Raw genomic sequence first — 17,752 nt, 5'->3', positions numbered from 1 at the left:
AATTTGGCCGAGAAACCCATAAGTCAGGTTAAGCACACATAAATGCAAATATACACGCATAAACTTAGGGATTGGCCAAAAGCTAATCCCTTTTGTATCCTTATATATACAAACTTGCCCGAAATGAGGTCCAATAATATGCAATTTGAAGAACTTGTAGAGAAACTTGTCCATAGGATGCAAGAAGGTGCATTCATCCAAGGAACAATCAGCCAGCCCCGTTACAAATCGACTGGGCTTCAAAAAGTGAAACTGAAGCCTGTGGAAATTAAAAAAGAAGTCCATATTCAATTTGAATATCACTACGAACGTATTTTGAAACATGAAAATATAAGAGTCGCTGATATTCAGCCTGCACTCAAACATTTATTGGAACAGTTCAAACAGATGCAGGTGGAGTTCACCGATGAGAAAGCCCATATTCAGCTTACGAAAAAATTCAAAGTATCCTGGAAGGGTGAAAAGACGGCTGCAACGAAAACTGTCGATTTGTCGCATAACCGGAAAAAGAATTATCTATTAGACGATTCGACCCCTTACCCGTTCCTCATCCGTTTAGGTGTGCAATCGGGCGACGGGAAAGTGAAAAAGCAGAAATACGACAAATTCCGTCAGATCAACCGCTTTGTTGAATTCATCGACGACGCACTCGTACATCTCCCGAAAGATCGTCCCGTCCGCATATTGGATTTCGGGTCTGGCAAGTCATATTTGACGTTTGCCCTTTATCATTATTTGCATATCGAAAAGGGGTTGGATATCCGGGTAACTGGTCTGGATTTGAAGAAAGAGGTCATTGAAGAGTGCAATACAATCGCAAAGGATCTTGGTTATGAACAGCTTGAGTTCCTCGTTGGTGATATTAATGATTACAACGAAGAAACCGCTGTCGATATGGTCGTCACGTTGCATGCATGCGACGTTGCGACGGACATGGCCCTATCACGCGCCGTCAAGTGGGGAGCGGAAGTGATTTTGAGCGTTCCATGTTGCCAACATGAGCTATTTTCGCAAATTCAATCACCAGCCCTCGACATTATGCTTCAGCATGGGCTTATCAAAGAGCGCTTTTCTGCGCTTGCGACCGATTCCATTCGTGCGGAATTGCTGACACTTGTCGGCTATGATGCACAGCTGTTAGAGTTCATAGATATGGAGCATACACCGAAAAACATTTTGATCCGTGGCTTTAGGACTGGCAAGAAACCTTCCGCTGAAGCAGTTGGAAAGTATGAAGCCTTCCGGGATTTACTGAGTGCGAAGCCATTTTTGGAACGTGAGTTGAAGGAAGCTGGGTACCTACAATAATACCAACTTGTTGCAACGGTTCCCTTAAGGAGTTCAGATTAAGCCCACTTATACTAAACTCGTTTGCGACCTGATTCCCCAAATCATTAAAAGCCCTGGGAAATCATGTACGAACTAAAAAGCGCGGCGGCTTTGAAAAGCGGATTTTCCTGATGGATGTTAAGGATGATTGAAATTTCGACACCATGTCCATCGCGAATAAATCCCTTCAAAACAAAGTATCTTTAACTTTATTCTTTTTTCTTTAATTCTTAAGTTCTTTAATAGTTATTACCTGTTCATTTCAATACTGAAACCCCATGTTCCACAATGGTTAGGAGAAAATAACGATTTGCAAGCTCGTCTGTTAAAAATAGTTGATCTATGAACACCTCTTCGTTCTGCTTGATACTTATCAAATTGATAAATACTCTTTACTTTTTATATAGCCTTCATCGAATGAAAAGGATACAACTAAAACAAGAAACTGCCTCTGATTCCTTAGGCAGGCGGTTTCTTTTATGTTATAAAAACAACAATTACTCTTGTTCACTCTATTATAGGTACTTATTCTAGTATAAATAGAATCATTTTCAAGTGCGTCGATGCTTCAGACACTCAATTAGGCTATACTATAAGAAATAAGACAATATCGTTAGCTTAGTAAATGACTGGAGGTAATGATTTGGCCAAAGGAAAATCGATTAATGCCTTAATGAAACATTTGAGAACTAAACATGGTATCGAGATCCAAGGTAGTCGGAATAAGCGTGATTTGATGAATATGGGATATTTCCATGGATTTAAAGGTTATCGTTTTATTGGACAACCAAATAACATCATACCCTTTCAGGATTTTGATGAGCTAGTTGCAATTAATAAATTCGATACACAAATTAAATCTTTATTATATCCTCATATAATGTTTATTGAAACCGCCCTAAAAAACTATACCTTGAACTCTTTGATTGCCAACAGCCCCTCCGACTTCGAATATATCTTCACACATTTGTTAGTTGATTATAAGGCTGAAAATGTAGGAAATAACAAATATCGTGATAAAATGAAAAAACGTCTTGATTTAAAGAATAAAATTTTATCAAGTATCGCCTATAATTATGCAGATGGGAAAGATGTAATCAAACACTATTTACACAATAATAAACAGGTTCCTCTATGGGCAATTTTCGAGGTTATAAGTATGGGAGAGTTTGGTTTCTTATTGCAGTGCTTAGACCGGACAACCAGGATTCGCATTGCTGAGGATTTAGGCCTTCATACGACTTCTCATAACCAAAATGGACGAATCCCTGAAGATATTATTTTTCTAATTAAGGAACTTAGAAATGCCGTCGCCCATAATGGTGTCGTTTTTGACTGTCGTTTTAAGAAAACTAATCCACCTAGTAGAGTCATTGAGTATTTACAAAGTGAAACAGCAATAACAAATATTCATTTCAACCATATTATTGATTATCTTATAGTTATGATCATTTTACTGAAAAAATTAAGTGTCACTAAAAATGAGATAAAGAAAGTGCTGAAGGATCTTGAAAACTATTCTGAGCATCTAAGGGATTCAATACCTACATCAATACATACATCAATAATGGGTTCAGACTTCAGAAGTAAACTAGAAAAATTAAGAACCTATATTTGATTAATTTAATTACTTGAGGGTATAAGTAATTATGTGCTACAATATACTTAACTAATTGCGGTGCATTGCTTCGGCTTGCACTTAAGGGAACTGGATGCGTCCAGTTCTCTTTTAATTTCACAAGAAACCGCCCCTGATTCCTCATTCCTCAGGCAGGCGGTTTCTTTATGTTATGGAGACAATAATTCCTCTTGCGTGCGAATAAATCCATTATAGATTTTCAAATCGGTATCATAAGCTGCCCGATACGTCGAAAGGCTATGCGCCTTCACTTTTCCGAAGCTATTCCCATCGACGATTTCGAAAAAGCTGTTCAAAATTTCAGCATTCACCCATGCAGTTTCTTCGAATGCAATGTCTGCTTCATGCTCCTCCATCACCATCGTCATGAACGGCAAATCCGTAGGCCGTTTTTCAGCTGCGGCTTGTTTTTTTGTAAGGATGATTTCTTTCGTGCGGTCAAGTGAGGCGAGCAATGCCTCGCGATCCATCGCATGCCCTAATTCATGGATAGTCAACACACGGATATACGTTTCAAGCGGCATTGGTTCGAGCAGCTCATTACAGGCTTTTTGCACACGTTTGCTATCGACGATCACCTCATTTTTAATGAAGTCATACATCATGTTAACTCCAGTGCGCTCCTGTTTCAGCTCAACGTCCATATTTACGTCATGGATGGTTAATTCGATTAAAGAGACAATCTGTGATTCGGTCAAAGTAGCGTTCATTCTCTTTCCCTAACATCCTTTACTATTTGTATAGTCGCAATCGCCGATTATTGGCATTTATGCGTATTTGTACGCATTTATGAGCCATTAGAGCATTTTATGAGCAATTGATTACCTTTATGCGCGTGTAAAGCTATCTATGAGTAACTTCAATAGATTATGCGTCTTTTATAGTGTCAACTCAATATTTCACACAACTTTTTTATTACAGAAAAATAATTAAAGAAATACAATGAATTTATCCTAGTATCCACAGGATTGTCAAAAGTCTGCCAACTCTCTAACTTGGACTCATTCTGGCATTTCAATGACCTCAACGATGAGCACATAAAGTAATCCGACCTGTTTTAATTTATCCACGTCGATTGCGCCTTCTTCGAACATCTTTTTCTGCTCCTCCGTCAACGAGTTGGCATACCAATAGGCAATTGGCTGCGGTTCCCCTTGTTCAAGCTTCAATAAATCGATGAGGACACCGCTGAAGAAAGGGTCGCGAATAGGTTCATCTTTTACACGATGAATGATATCACTAGTTCCGAAGCTTACAGCTATCTTGCCGGACGCGGTATCAGTGGCGACTCGAAACGAAATAATCTGCTTCTTACTTGTCAGATCCGTAAAACTTTCCTCGATTGTCGACAAGGTCCCATCCACATACTTTTCAACCGTAAAATGCACTCCATAGCCTTCGGGCACTAAGCCCTCTTGAACGAATACAGCGCTAAACATGTCTTTTGTTTTCATCGTATCTTTCACTTCAAGCGTTAATGGCTTTGTACAACCTGCGAGTAAAGCGAGACAAAGCAGACCAGCAAGCCATTTTTTCATAGATACGGCGTCCTGAATGCTTTCTCCGAAGATTTTACTTCCAATCCGACGGACAAAAACACATACCCCTCGCGTTCATGTCGATCATTAAATACGATTGGAACACGATTCTTAAAAATAGGTCCATCAATGACAACGGTATGGAATTCCCCCGATTCCCCACATGAATCAATGCCGAGCGACTCCAGTTCATCCATCAATTCATTTGTAAATTTACGGCCGATGAATTCCGAAGGCATCATTTTCGTATTTACGACAACAATATATGCCTCAAAGCCCGCGTTCACAAATTCCTCCAACAACTTCCGACGTGGTTCCATCCATAGCGGGTGGACCGCTCTCATACCGACGCTATCACATTTCGTTTGGACCCATGTCAAATGATCCTCTAAGTCGATATCACCGAATACACCATTCGGAATACCAGCTTCAATGCATTCCTTCATTGCATCTAAAAATTCCGCTTCATAGCCATTCCAGTCAGCGCCACGGATCATCAACGGAACGCCAAGGCTGTCAGCTTGCGCTTGAATGATTTCCACGGGCAATGCATGGGATTTCGAGCGCTCCTTATCCTTTTCAAACATCGTCCATATCCGCTTTGGGATTCCTCCCAACTGAAGGGCACGGTAATAGGCTAACGCTGAGTCTTTACCACCACTCCAGGAAGCGACGAATGGTTGGTTATTCATTTTTTCACACATCCTTTCCTCATATTTTTAATTAAGCATATCACAAACATCTGTAATTCTTTCCAACGCCTCAAAACTTTTCAACGAGGCAGTTCGTCCATACTTATGAGACGTGTTCGCGAGACGTTATTTACAGAGAAGGTGACCCGATTGTCATGACAAGAGACGATAAATTTAAGTTGGTGGAAAAGTTCATTATAGAGAATCAGCATGCCTATTATCGGCTTGCATTTAGTTATGTGAAAAACAAAGAAAATGCACTGGATATCGTTCAGGAATCCATCCTGAAAGCACTTCGTTCCATTGATAGGGTCGATGAAGTGAAATATATGAAAACATGGTTTTACAGGATTATTGTCAATACGGCCATTGATTTCATCCGTAAACATCAGCGGATGTCCATCATGGACGATGAAATATTGGAAAGCCATTTACCTTCCTTGGAGGATGACGTAACCGATTTTGACCTACAAGAAGCGGTCGACCACCTGTCGCCAAATTATAAAACAATTATCATTCTCCGCTTCTTCGAGGATTTGAAGATCGAGGAAATTGCTGAAGTCACCGGAGATAACATCAATACGGTGAAAACACGATTATATGCGGCGTTGCGGAAATTACGTATTGAAATGGGAGAGGAGCAAGTGTATGAGCAAAATGGATAAATTGAAGAAGGACTATGAGAATATCGATATTCCTGAAGAATTGGATGGGATTGTGAGAGCATCCATAAGTGAAGAGAAAATGAAACGTAAAAAGAAACGACCTGTTTTTAGAAATAGTTTGATTGGCGTTGCTGCAGCTGCCATCCTTTTCGTCGGCAGCATCAATGTCAGCCCAGCCTTCGCCAAGTCAATGGTGAATGTACCTATTTTAGGTTCAATTGTGGAAGTATTCACTGTCAAGCAACTGACTGTGGATGAAGGAACATATCAGGCTGATCTATCCATTCCCGTCATTACTGGATTAGACAATGAAGAATTACAAGCAGCTTTGAATGAAAAGTATATGGAAGAGAACAGGGAGCTTTTCGAGCAATTCGAAAAGGAAATTGCAGAGCTGAAAAAAGTTGGGGGCGGCCATCGGCGGCGTTGACGCTGGCTATGAGGTGATAACCGATAACGACCAAATCCTTTCGATTATGCGCTATCAGGTCAATACAGTCGGATCTTCTTCGACAACGATGAGATACGATACAATTGATAAAGTCGACAATGTGTTGATTACATTACCAAGCCTTTTCAAAGATGATTCATATATTGACGCCATCAATGCCTATATCGAAGGCGAGATGGAACGGCAAATGGCGGCAGATGAAATGATCTCTTATTTTACAGAGAATGAATACGGCGAAGGCTTTGCGACAATCAGATCGGATCAAAACTTCTATATTACAAATGATCAGCAGCTTGTTATTTCTTTTGATAAATATGAAGTCGCTCCGGGGTATATGGGGGTTGTGACGTTCGAAATTCCAACAGAGGTTGTGAAAAAATTATTGGTAAGCGATGTTTATATTCGATAAATAAAATCCCCATGCGCAAGGCGTGGGGATTTTACTTTGCATCCGTATTCAACTCCGAGGCAAGACCATGTATTCTTAACTCATTGATTGTCTTCTTCAACATCTTCAAATGGCATTTTTCATACATACCAACAACCGGGAACCATTGTTCCAATGGCATCAAGCCAAGATTTGGATGCTCAAGCGATTTTTCGCGCAAGTTATCCATATCTTTACAGCTTCCATCATAAACATCAAGCAAATAGATGCGTGAGTTATGAAGTTCCTCTTTCATTTCTGAAACTTTCTTGAAACTATCCGTCGGCTTTGTTGCTTCCGGCAGATCATCTTTCATCATCAAATTTCCGGAAAGGACAATTAATTTCTTTGACGCACGCCGACTTTCTTTATTCTTCAACTCTGCCGCTATTTTTGCAGCTATATATGTTTCCATCAAGGCAAGATGCTCCAAAATCTGCTTCGGGGACCAATCATGCTCTGATGGTTTTCGATTGAACTCTTCATCCGTCATTCCATCTATCACTTGATAAATCTTTCTTCGGACTTTATGATTGCCTTCAAAAGTCATTCTATTTCTTCTCCTTTATTTCATTGAACGAAATATGGATATCCTATCAATTTCACAGCATACGCTCTTTCAATGAAAATTTAAAGCCCTATATACATATTCAGAAAAGTAAAATGTTGTTTGGGGCGCGGAGGCTTGCTTTGGAACAATCAAAAGAAGACAGCAGTCTAATAGTTTGACTGCTGTCTTGCATTACTTATTAAGCTGGATTCGGTGTATCTGTTGGTTCTGCATAACCTTCTTTGTACATTTCATCGATAGATTCACGAATTTCTTTCAACGATTTGCCTTCTTGCTTCATTTGCACGGATTGAACCGCAATTTCCAGGCAGACGAGGCAACGTGTGCCGTGGTCGTCCCAGACGACGGAACCGTCTTCACGGATTTCATCGACGAAGCAGTTCAAGTTATTCCCGTGGCCCGCACTTTCTCCGCAGCCACAGTAACATGGCATGTACTCTAAAACATCAGAAGATGACGCAGCCACTTGGTATACGAGGCGCAGGTCATCCGGTTTGCCATCCAAAAACTTCGGCAATACAGCTGCCGACTCAGTTGCTTCCTGTACATCTCCGTTTTGAAGATGCCTTTCGTTACCAACCTCTAAATGTTTACCATTTTCCCCATTGAGTTGTGCCTTATCACCGCAAGCGGAAAGGACAAGCGTCAATATAAGCATGATAGGCATGAGTTTCTTTATCATTCATGTCTACTCCTTTATTTGTCATTGTCCTTTCATCATAGCGGATAACGAAATGGAGTAGGGTTACAACTTTGTGGACATTGCGCCCCTTGAATTTTCCTTTTGCTTGATCCAATAACGGATTCCTTTTCCAGCAAACGCTTCATCTGCAAATCGCGGAATGACGTGGAGATGGGCGTGCGGAATGGATTGCCCGCCCACTTCCCCTGTATTCCAGCCGACGGAATACCCTTCATGCTCGTACTTTTCTTCCAAATAGGCTTTTGCCTTCAACAACAGCTCCTGCGTATCCTGCCACTCTTCAGGTGTTAATGAAAACACATCAACCGCATGTCGTTTCGGCACGATCAAACCGCTGCCTTCAAGTACTTGTTGTTCGGAAGCCTTTTGGATATACGCGCATGTCTCCGTTTCGAAGATGATCTGCTGTTCCGGTCAGTTGTCAAATTACAATAGGGACAGTTCTTATCGTGCATCGCTTATCGTCCAATCATTTTGGAAGGATCAACATATTCATCAAACTGCTCTTCCGTCAATAAACCTGTTTTAAGTGCAGCTTCTTTTAGCGTCGTTCCTTCTTTATGCGCCATTTTAGCGATTTTGGCAGCATTTTCATAGCCGATATGCGGGTTCAATGCTGTCACAAGCATAAGTGAGTTCTTTACTTTATTGTCGATTTCCTCTCGATTCGGTTCAATTCCGACCGCACAATTCTCATTGAAGCTACGCATGCCATCCGCAAGTAGTTTCGCGGATTGCAGGAAGTTGTAAATGATGACCGGTTTAAAAACGTTCAGTTCAAAATTCCCTTGACTCGCAGCAAATCCAATTGTTGCGTCATTCCCCATCACTTGTGCTACAACCATCGTGAGGGCTTCGCTTTGTGTCGGATTTACTTTTCCTGGCATGATGGAGCTTCCCGGTTCGTTTTCAGGAATTGTGATTTCGCCAATTCCTGAACGCGGACCGCTTGCCAACCATCTGACATCATTCGCAATTTTCATAAGATCCGCAGCAAGTGCTTTCATCGCGCCATGTGTATAAACGACTTCATCATAGCTTGTGAGTGCGTGGAATTTATTTTCAGCAGACGTGAAATTAATGCCAACTGATTTCGAGATTTCTTCAGCAACTTTCTCTCCAAATCCTTTTGGCGCATTGAGTCCAGTTCCAACCGCAGTTCCACCGATGGCCAGTTCTTTCATCGACTGGACACTTTCGCTTACCATTTTTTCCGTCTTTTCAAGCATCCTGTGCCAACCGCTTATTTCCTGCCCTAATGTTAGCGGCGTTGCGTCTTGCAGATGCGTGCGTCCGATTTTGATGATATCCATGAACTCTTCAGATTTATCTAGAAACGTTTTTTTCAATTCCTGAAGCGACGGCAGCAATTCGCGCTCCACTTCAATAACGCCAGCGACATGCAATGCTGTCGGGAATGTGTCATTGGAACTTTGTGATTTATTCACATCATCGTTCGGGTGCAGGCGTTCAGTCTCGCCCCACTCTTCAAGCAGCTGATTGCCGCGATTTGCTAATACTTCGTTCATATTCATATTCGATTGCGTGCCGCTACCTGTTTGCCAGACGACAAGCGGGAAATGATCGTCCCATTTGCCTTCAATCACTTCTTCAGCAGCTGCGACGATCGCTTTCATTTTTGTATCTGATAGATTGCCAAAAGAGTTGCTCGCTATTGCAGCGGACTTCTTTAAATGGGCAAATGCTTGAATGACGCCTAACGGAATTCGTTCTCCGCCAATTTTAAAGTTCTGTTTACTACGCTGTGTTTGTGCGCCCCACAACTTGTCTGCAGGCACTTGTATTTCTCCAAATGTGTCATGCTCAATACGATAGTTCATATTCCCTCCGCCTTTCACAAATGAATAATAAAACCTCATCTTCTATCATGCACCTTTTCTAAGATGAAATAAAATGAAAAGACCCGGTTTCCCGAGTCTTGTTCAAAAGCTTGTTTTTAGCCCGTAGATTAGACATGCGTTACTTTCGCTCCAAGCACTTCTATAAAATGATCAACAACTTCGGGGTGAAATTGAGTCCCTTTACCTTTTTCCAACTCCAGAATTGCTACTTCTTTCGAAACTGCTTGCTTATAAACGCGCTCAGTTGTCATGGCGTCATATGCATCAACGACCGAAACGATTGCCGCCTCGATGGAGATTTCATCCTCTTTCAGTCCATACGGGTACCCTCTGCCGTCATACCATTCATGATGCTGTTCAACGATGAATGCGGCATCCTTTAGCCATTCGACAGGATGGGCACGCATAATGTTTGCGCCGATTCTGGAATGTGATTTCATAGTCTCCCATTCTTCTTCTGTCAGTTTCCCGGGTTTATGCAGGATTTCCAATGGTATAGCAAGTTTACCAATGTCATGAAAGAAAGCGCCCCAGCGCATCAGTCTCAAAGTATGTTTTGGACGATTCATCCGTTTCCAAACTTCGATTGCATATTGCCTGATTCGCTCGCAATGGTGATATGTATAGCCGTCAACCTGCGCAACCGTATCCATTTCTACTTGCAGCATCTTTGTTTCGAAAAACAGTTGTTCATAGAAATCCGCTTCCATTTTCATGACGATTTCAGCATTGGTTATGGCATAGAACGTCACAACCTTTTCAAATGCAGACGCATCAATCGTTTCCCCGATTTCCATCTTTCTTCTTTCACCTACATGTTCGATTTCAACTTCGCCATCCAACAGAGTATACGTTTCAACAATCGAATTATTTATGTTGTACTGGGCGCAGAAAGAACCATTTTCATTCAATGAAAATAGTGCCTCCGCCAAGCCATTCCATCTCCCAAAAAGTGTTATCAGCCCAGAGGCCATGTGTAATACTGGGTATTGATCATCCGAACTCTGCCGATACGTACGGTTTGGATTTTTCTCCATAGGTGTCCTCCGTGTAGGTTCCGACTTTTTTCTTTTAATATCTACAATTATAGCGAATATTTACAGAGAAATCTATATATTTATACAACATAAAAACATCCAGCCCTTTACAAGCGGTTGGATGTTTTCGATTCAATCATTATTCCTCATCAGCCGATTTGACAGCCACCGGTTTCGATGAACGGATTTCCTCTGTCAAATTATCTATGCTTGGTCGGAGATTATTTTTTCCGACGTAGCTTTCTATCATTTCTTTAACGTCGATGCCCGATGAAGCTTTCAACGATTCTTGCAAAGTGGACATTAAATTAGTAGCGTACGATGTCACTTTATTGGCACCGCCGCCTTCCCCGCCACCCGTATCGACAACAGTAATTTTGTCGATGTTCGAAAGTGGACTTGCCACTTGTTTCGCATATTCAGGAATCATTCGGACGATCATATCAAGCACAGCCGCCTGGCCATATTGTTCGAACGCTTCGGCAATTTTACGTTTTGCTTCCGCTTCCGCAAGTCCTTTCAGGCGGATGACATCTGCTTCCGATTCACCTTGAGCCCTTTGAGCATCTGCTTTTGCCAAACCATCAAGACGGATTTTTTCAGCTTCAGCGGCAGCGCGCGCTTCAATACGGTATTTTTCTGCTTCCGCTTCTGCCATTTGACGGGATTTTTCAGCCGCAGCGTTCTGCTCGATTGCATAACGATCCGCGTCTGCTTTCTTTTTAACTTCAGAATCGTATTGCTTCTCACGACGCAGAATCTCTTTCTCTTCCAATTCGATTTGCTTTTGACGCTCGATGATCTTAACTTGCATCTCTTGCTCTGTAACTTCCTGCTTCGCACGTGCGGATTCCAATTCGTACGCTTGGTCGGCGCGCGCTTTCGCCACATCTTGCTCACGGCGGTAGTCAGCGACTTTCAATTGATTTTCCTTCTCCGCTTCCGCGATTTCAGTCGCACGCTCGATTTCGGCTTTTTGGGCTTCCTTCGATGCTTCAGCATTCTTGATACGTGTTTCTTTTTCAGCTTCCATTGTGGCAATATCGGCATCGCGTTTCACCTGTGCGATACGTGGTTTACCAAGTGAATCCAAGTATCCGTTTTTATCGCGTACATCTTTAATTGTGAATGAAACGATGATAAGCCCCATTTTAGCCAAGTCTTGTGATGCAACACGCTGCACTTCCTGGGAGAACTTATCACGGTTTTTATAAATCTCTTCCACCGTCATAGATCCTAAAATGGAACGCAAATGCCCTTCCAGTACTTCTTTCGCTTCATTTTCTCGGTCGGCTTTTGATTTACCTAAAAACTGCTCCGCTGCCGTTGCGATTTCAGAAATCGAACCCCCAATCTTAATAATCGCAGTTCCGTCTGCCATGACTGGAACACCTTGTTCCGTGTACACTTCCGGCGTCGTCACTTCTAGTTTGCTTGAGAGCAAGCTGAGCGGCTCTGATTGTTGGAACACAGGGAAGACGAACGTTCCCCACCACGAATGATTTTGATCCGGTTGCCCAGTCATCCGTATGTACATTTTTCGATCCTAAATAACTACCCGTAACGATTAGCGCCTCATCCGGTCCAACTGTCTTATACTTCGAAATGTAGACGAGAATGACAGCAAGTAGGATGAACACGACAATCCCAATGACAATTAACATACCTGAAATTTCTAACATTTTGATTCCCCCTCATTATTTATTGTTTCACTTGAAGCGAAAAGGCTCATATTCTTTAACGATAAATGTTCCTTCCTTCACTTCAATGATTAAAACCTCTTTCCCATAGTCGATTGGCTGGTTTTCATATCCAGCTGCCCTTTTTGAAATGATCCCGTTCACTGATTCGATAACAATTTCTCCAAAACCGTCGACTGGAACCGGAACAATCACTTTGCCTACCCGACCCGTGAGCGATTCATCTGTATAGGCGAGCGAAACTTCCGCTGATTTCAATGGAAGGAGTACGAAAAAGTATAGAAGGAAGTCCAATAAAGTCGCCGTTGCAAGTGCTAAGAGTAAAATAAGCAAGTGGTTCCAATCTGTCATCAACTCCAATATATAGCCGACTGCAGATGTGAATGATATGAACGCAAGGATAACAGCTGGATCCAAAAACGGGCTTGCCTCACCAATCCCTTCCGAAATATCACTAAAGAACAGATATAAAACAGTTGCAAGGCCCGCGATGATCAATACGGTCAAATAGACATTAATAACCGGCATTCCGAACAATTCCATTCTCTCACCTCCCCATCTCCTTGTTGAATTCTACTATATATACGGACGACGGACGATGAAGTTTCAATATTCCTTTAAATACTTTTTATAGAGCCAGATAAGAATCTTAAATATTCAAACACAAAAACGAAATAAAATTGCCATTTTTTCACAGTAAAAATGATTTTTTTTGTACTAAATCAAATGATTTTTGTTATGCTATAGGAATACTAAAAAATGATTCCGGTAACGGATGGAGGCTTAAAGATGTTTAGTCCACGTAAAACAGATCCTTTTTTCGCAGCTCTTTTAAAGATTGCTGAGCATGTACAAAAAGCGATGCATTATGCAAATGACTTTAAAGTGACGTCCATTGGGACTTAAAAGAAGTAAGCATCAACTTAAAGGAATTAGAAACAGAAGGCGATGACATGATTCATGACCTTATCGCAAAACTTAACACCTCGTTCATGACACCGATTGAGCGTGAGGATATTTTGCAACTGGCTATTAAAATGGATGATATTTTGGATGGTATTGAACATTTCTCTGCAAATCTTGAAATGTTCTCTCTAACGGAAATTGATGAATATGTCCAGAAGTTCATGGACAATATTGTGAAAAGCTCTGATGAAATTGTGAAAGCGATGGAGCTGTTATCAAGAAAGAAACTTGTCCAAATGCGAGACCACGCTGTTTTAATCAAAGAATACGAACGGATTTGCGATGAGGTTCTTCGTACATCAATTAAGCAACTGTTCCTACGTGAAAAAGATCCAATTCGTATTATTCAATTTAAGGATATTTATGAGTTATTAGAAGATATCGCAGATCATTGTCAAGACGTTGCTAATACAATCGAAACAATTATCATGCGTAACGCATAAGGGGTACAAATATGGAAATTGTATTAGTTCTTACTATAGCAGTCGTTGTATTTGCCTTGGCATTTGACTTCATAAACGGATTTCATGACACAGCCAATGCGATTGCAACTTCAGTATCAACGCGTGCATTAAAGCCGCGTACTGCCGTTTATATGGCGGCAGTCATGAATTTCATCGGCGCATTGACGTTCACAGGGGTTGCGAAGACAATTTCCAAAGACATCGTCGATCCTTTCATGCTTGAAAAAGGATCAGTCGTCATCTTAGCAGCCCTTCTTTCCGCAATCGCTTGGAACCTGATCACTTGGTATTACGGTATTCCGTCGAGTTCATCCCATGCGTTGATCGGCTCAATTGCTGGTGCAGCCATTTCTGCTGCGGGATTCGGCATCTTGAATTACGGCGGGTTCCTTAAAATTATGCAGGCCCTCATCCTTTCCCCGTTCATCGCCATCGCGGGAGGATTCCTTTTCATGTGGCTATTTAAAATTTTATTGAAAAACCGGAATCTTTTCAAGGCGAATAGACGGATTCGTTACATGCAAATCGGAACCGCTGCATTGCAGTCGTTTACACACGGAACGAATGATGCCCAAAAAGCTATGGGGATCATTACGATGGCACTAATTGCAGCTGATTTGCAAACAAGCGACGACATCCAGCTGTGGGTACGAATTGCCGCAGCCACTGCAATGGGTCTTGGTACATCAATAGGTGGTTATAAAATTATTAAGACAGTCGGTGGAAAGATCATGAAGATCCGTCCTGTCAATGGGATTGCAGCCGACTTGAACTCCGCAATCATTATTTTCGGCGCAACACTCATTCATTTACCGGTCAGCACGACGCATGTCATTTCATCTTCCATCATGGGTGTCGGATCTGCACAGCGAGTAAAAGGCGTGAAATGGGGAGTTGCGAAAAAAATTGTCATGACATGGATTATCACCTTGCCAATTTCCGCTGCATTAGCCGCAATAATTTACCAAATTTTAAATTTGTTTCTTTAAACAAAAAATTACTTCTTGCATTGCCAAAGAACCTCTGTTATGATAAAGGAGAATTATTTTTGTTCGGCATGATGGTCACAGAAATGCTTGACTCTTCAAGACTTGAGCAAGGATAGTAACACAATGTGTGCTTTGCACACGAGGAGGAAACAAACATGGAACATGGTAAAGTAAAATGGTTTAACGCAGAAAAAGGTTATGGCTTCATCGAACGTGAAGATGGCGACGATGTATTCGTACACTTCTCAGCTATCCAAGGCGACGGATTCAAGACTCTTGAAGAAGGCCAAGACGTGACTTTCGAAATCGAACAAGGTCAACGTGGACTTCAAGCAACTAATGTTGAAAAAAACTAATTTAAACTAAACTTTCAAAACCACTCTCTTCGGGGAGTGGTTTTTTTCGTTTTTCATATCTATTTGGACTTTGACGGGGTTGCTTTGGACGCGCAACGCACTTCTTTGGACGCGCATCCACCCTCTTTAGACGCGATACCCCATAACTACTTCATCAAATAAGACATCCCTTCCCACTTCCGTTATGATAGAAATATAGAGAGATAATTCAGCGGGAGGACGATGTTATGCGCACACTTGCACGCTTTGTTACAACAAGTTATAAAGCGATTATCATAGGGTGGATTGTACTTTTTATTATTATGGCTATTTTTGCCATTCGCTTGCCGGGATTGCTTGCAGGGGACGGCTTCAGAATGGATGCTGAGCATGAACAGGTGATGAAAATCGCATCCAAGAAATTCGATTTACCTGCCGAAACGATGTTTGTCGTATTCGATAAGGTGAATGATGAAACGCTTTTCTCCACTTTGACAAAGATTGAAGAACTTGAACTCACGTCGGAAATTGTTTCCCCGCTTGATCATGAAAAGCAGTATACGAATGATGTATCGTACGCTATGCTTCATTTCGAAAAGAACGGAAGGGATATGTCGGTGTCGTCACCGAAATACGAGACGTTATCGGGGATGAAAAAGGGATTGTGTTAACAGGCCAATCTGCCATTACAAAGGATATCAATAGCGCAAGCCAGCGGGATTTGATGAAAGCAGAGGCAATTGGATTACCTATCGCAATCATCATTCTATTACTCGCCTTCGGGTCAATAGTAGCTTCCGTGGTGCCATTGCTTGTAGGCATTGCTACAGTCATTTCCGCATTTGGCGTAATGGCATTGATTGGTGGTCAAACCGATTTATCGATTTTCGTGCTGAATATTGTGCCTATGTTAGGGCTTGCTTTAAGTATTGATTTTTCATTGCTATTCATCAGCCGATACCGCGAAGAACGGTTGAAGAGCGATGTATTGGAAGCTACAGCGATGACAATTCGCACAGCAGGCCGATCTGTTATTTTCTCGGCATTTTGCGTATTTATCGGTCTTGGTGCGATGTTCGTCATCAGGGTTGAAATTTTTCAGAACATCGCACTCGGAGGCATGATTGTCGTCGGCATGGCGGTACTCAGCTCGGTGACATGTTGCCTTCGATTTTAATTGTACTTGGCGATCGTTTGAACAAAGGGCGCGTGCTGAAAGTGAAGGAGAACGGTTCTGACCGTTGGCGACAGTTCGCGAATGGGGTTATTAAACGTCCAATCCTTATTACGATTGCTGCGTTCGTACTGTTAGGTATTGCTGTAGTTCCCGTGAAGAATATGGATCTGGCAATTCCTCAAATCGATTCACTTCCGGCGTCATATGATACACGGGCGTCCTATGAATTAATGGACGACACTTTCGGACTCGGCGATCAGTCGAATGTGTATATCATTGCGGAACGTTCGGGCGGTTGGTCCGATGTGGACGGTTTGAAAGCGATGAAGGAATTGGAAGAAGACTTGTCCAGTGACCCATTAGTTGGCGGTTTGACAACCATTTTCACCACAAGTGGTTTCGGATCACCTGAAGAGTGGGTGCAGGCAACGCAAATTCCAGAAATGAAGGTACAGCTTGAACCACTGCTGGACTCATTCGTGAAAGACGACCAATTATTGATCCCAGTGATACTTCAAGCTAGAGGAACATCCGATGAAGCACAACAATGGGCACGAGATTGGTCAGATCAAACAGAATGGAATCTACTTGTCGGAGGGCAACCGAAGTTCAATCAGGAAATCTTCGATGAGATTTCCAATAATATCGGCATTGCGTTAATGATCATCCTTGTATCGACATTTTTCATCCTAATGATTGCGTTTCGTTCAATCCTAATCCCGTTGAAAGCAATTTTGATGAATATCGTCGGGCTTTCCGCCACTTTCGGTATTCTCGTTTACATTTTCCAATACGGTCATTTCGGATTGCATCCAGGCACGATAGCACTTATTATTCCAGTTATCGTCTTCAGTCTTGTCTTTGGTTTAAGCATGGACTACGAAGTGTTCCTCATTTCACGGATGCAGGAGGAGTATTCGAAGACATTCGATAATGATCATTCCACGGTCGAGGGGCTTGCGACGACGAGCAAGATTATTACTTCCGCTGCCCTGATCATGATTGTTCTGACTGGTGCATTTGCGTTTACGGACGTCATGCCAGTGAAACAAATCGGAGTCGGCATCGCGATTGCAGTTGCTATCGACGCTACAATTATCCGCCTGTTGCTTGTTCCGAGTTTGATGAAACTGTTTGGAAAGTGGAACTGGTGGATGCCTTTTAGAAAAGGTGAATACAAGGCTGGAAATTGGCATTAATTTAATGA

The 17,752-nt window shown here is 41.9% G+C and carries 19 protein-coding genes and 2 pseudogenes; 11 read left to right on the top strand and 10 right to left on the bottom strand.

Going from position 1 to position 17,752, the window contains the following annotated elements:
- Positions 1 to 138: 138 nt before the first annotated feature.
- Together QNH10_RS05110 and QNH10_RS05105 are read left to right on the top strand one after the other, a co-directional pair.
- Entirely contained in the window at positions 139 to 1,308 is a 1,170-nt protein-coding gene (locus QNH10_RS05110; protein ID WP_283733765.1) for a class I SAM-dependent methyltransferase, read from the top strand.
- Positions 1,309 to 1,972: 664 nt separating this feature from the next.
- Complete coding sequence (locus QNH10_RS05105) at positions 1,973 to 2,947, top strand: Abi family protein (RefSeq protein ID WP_283733764.1); 975 nt, start codon at positions 1,973 to 1,975, stop codon at positions 2,945 to 2,947.
- 170 nt (positions 2,948 to 3,117) lie between these two features.
- Here QNH10_RS05105 and QNH10_RS05100 read toward each other — a convergent pair whose 3' ends face one another.
- From QNH10_RS05100 to QNH10_RS05090, 3 genes are all read right to left on the bottom strand, one after another.
- A complete protein-coding gene (locus QNH10_RS05100; RefSeq protein ID WP_283733763.1) occupies positions 3,118 to 3,678 on the bottom strand; it encodes an integrase in 561 nt (186 codons plus the stop codon).
- A 291-nt stretch (positions 3,679 to 3,969) separates the two neighbouring features.
- Positions 3,970 to 4,506: a hypothetical protein gene (locus QNH10_RS05095; RefSeq protein ID WP_283733762.1), complete on the bottom strand. Its 537-nt coding sequence runs from the start codon at positions 4,504 to 4,506 to the stop codon at positions 3,970 to 3,972.
- Complete coding sequence (locus QNH10_RS05090; protein WP_283733761.1) at positions 4,503 to 5,198, bottom strand: Dph6-related ATP pyrophosphatase; 696 nt, start codon at positions 5,196 to 5,198, stop codon at positions 4,503 to 4,505. Before QNH10_RS05090 ends, QNH10_RS05095 begins: the two co-directional genes overlap by 4 nt.
- Before the next feature lie 155 nt (positions 5,199 to 5,353).
- Between QNH10_RS05090 and sigV the strand changes: the two genes are divergently transcribed.
- Genes sigV through QNH10_RS20475 form a run of 3 tightly spaced genes read left to right on the top strand, consistent with a single transcriptional unit; the run spans position 5,354 to position 6,723 of the window.
- Positions 5,354 to 5,863 (top strand): RNA polymerase sigma factor SigV, encoded by a 510-nt coding sequence (gene sigV, locus QNH10_RS05085; protein WP_283733760.1) that lies wholly within the window; start codon positions 5,354 to 5,356, stop codon positions 5,861 to 5,863.
- On the top strand, positions 5,847 to 6,293 hold the full coding sequence (locus tag QNH10_RS20480) for a DUF4179 domain-containing protein (protein WP_347177996.1): 447 nt from the start codon (positions 5,847 to 5,849) through the stop codon (positions 6,291 to 6,293). The genes sigV and QNH10_RS20480 overlap by 17 nt, the downstream gene beginning before the upstream one ends.
- A complete protein-coding gene (locus tag QNH10_RS20475) occupies positions 6,268 to 6,723 on the top strand; it encodes an RsiV family protein (protein WP_347177995.1) in 456 nt (151 codons plus the stop codon). Before QNH10_RS20480 ends, QNH10_RS20475 begins: the two co-directional genes overlap by 26 nt.
- Before the next feature lie 31 nt (positions 6,724 to 6,754).
- Here QNH10_RS20475 and QNH10_RS05075 read toward each other — a convergent pair whose 3' ends face one another.
- From QNH10_RS05075 to QNH10_RS05045, 7 genes and pseudogenes are all read right to left on the bottom strand, one after another.
- Positions 6,755 to 7,291 carry a DinB family protein gene (locus QNH10_RS05075; protein ID WP_283733759.1) on the bottom strand — a complete coding sequence of 179 codons (537 nt, stop codon included), beginning with the start codon at positions 7,289 to 7,291 and terminating at the stop codon, positions 6,755 to 6,757.
- A gap of 199 nt (positions 7,292 to 7,490) precedes the next feature.
- Positions 7,491 to 7,994 carry a PCYCGC motif-containing (lipo)protein gene (locus QNH10_RS05070; protein WP_283733758.1) on the bottom strand — a complete coding sequence of 168 codons (504 nt, stop codon included), beginning with the start codon at positions 7,992 to 7,994 and terminating at the stop codon, positions 7,491 to 7,493.
- Positions 7,995 to 8,057: 63 nt separating this feature from the next.
- Positions 8,058 to 8,387: an HIT family protein gene (locus tag QNH10_RS05065; protein ID WP_347178041.1), complete on the bottom strand. Its 330-nt coding sequence runs from the start codon at positions 8,385 to 8,387 to the stop codon at positions 8,058 to 8,060.
- 86 nt (positions 8,388 to 8,473) lie between these two features.
- Positions 8,474 to 9,856, bottom strand: coding sequence for a class II fumarate hydratase (fumC, locus tag QNH10_RS05060; protein ID WP_283733757.1), 1,383 nt, complete (start codon positions 9,854 to 9,856; stop codon positions 8,474 to 8,476).
- A gap of 128 nt (positions 9,857 to 9,984) precedes the next feature.
- Positions 9,985 to 10,914, bottom strand: coding sequence for an HD-GYP domain-containing protein (locus tag QNH10_RS05055; protein ID WP_283733756.1), 930 nt, complete (start codon positions 10,912 to 10,914; stop codon positions 9,985 to 9,987).
- A gap of 139 nt (positions 10,915 to 11,053) precedes the next feature.
- A pseudogene (gene floT / locus QNH10_RS05050) lies at positions 11,054 to 12,596 on the bottom strand (flotillin lipid rafts scaffold protein FloT).
- 27 nt (positions 12,597 to 12,623) lie between these two features.
- A complete protein-coding gene (locus tag QNH10_RS05045) occupies positions 12,624 to 13,157 on the bottom strand; it encodes an NfeD family membrane protein (RefSeq protein ID WP_283733755.1) in 534 nt (177 codons plus the stop codon).
- Positions 13,158 to 13,403: 246 nt separating this feature from the next.
- Between QNH10_RS05045 and QNH10_RS05040 the strand changes: the two are divergent.
- The 6 genes and pseudogenes from QNH10_RS05040 to QNH10_RS20460 all read left to right on the top strand — a co-directional run bounded on the left by QNH10_RS05040 (position 13,404) and on the right by QNH10_RS20460 (position 17,744).
- A pseudogene (locus tag QNH10_RS05040) lies at positions 13,404 to 14,023 on the top strand (DUF47 domain-containing protein).
- Positions 14,024 to 14,034: 11 nt separating this feature from the next.
- Complete coding sequence (locus QNH10_RS05035) at positions 14,035 to 15,033, top strand: inorganic phosphate transporter (protein WP_283733754.1); 999 nt, start codon at positions 14,035 to 14,037, stop codon at positions 15,031 to 15,033.
- Between the two features lie 155 nt (positions 15,034 to 15,188).
- On the top strand, positions 15,189 to 15,389 hold the full coding sequence (locus tag QNH10_RS05030; protein WP_116018206.1) for a cold-shock protein: 201 nt from the start codon (positions 15,189 to 15,191) through the stop codon (positions 15,387 to 15,389).
- A 227-nt stretch (positions 15,390 to 15,616) separates the two neighbouring features.
- Complete coding sequence (locus tag QNH10_RS20470; RefSeq protein ID WP_347177994.1) at positions 15,617 to 16,039, top strand: hypothetical protein; 423 nt, start codon at positions 15,617 to 15,619, stop codon at positions 16,037 to 16,039.
- Complete coding sequence (locus QNH10_RS20465) at positions 16,033 to 16,545, top strand: MMPL family transporter (protein WP_347177993.1); 513 nt, start codon at positions 16,033 to 16,035, stop codon at positions 16,543 to 16,545. The genes QNH10_RS20470 and QNH10_RS20465 overlap by 7 nt, the downstream gene beginning before the upstream one ends.
- Complete coding sequence (locus tag QNH10_RS20460) at positions 16,527 to 17,744, top strand: MMPL family transporter (RefSeq protein WP_347177992.1); 1,218 nt, start codon at positions 16,527 to 16,529, stop codon at positions 17,742 to 17,744. Before QNH10_RS20465 ends, QNH10_RS20460 begins: the two co-directional genes overlap by 19 nt.
- The last annotated feature ends 8 nt before the right edge of the window (positions 17,745 to 17,752 follow it).

Origin of the sequence: Sporosarcina thermotolerans, assembly GCF_030067815.1 — a bacterium.
GTDB classification, from domain to species: Bacteria; Bacillota; Bacilli; order Bacillales_A; family Planococcaceae; genus Sporosarcina; species Sporosarcina thermotolerans.
This window is presented reverse-complemented; position numbering and strand designations above follow the sequence as displayed.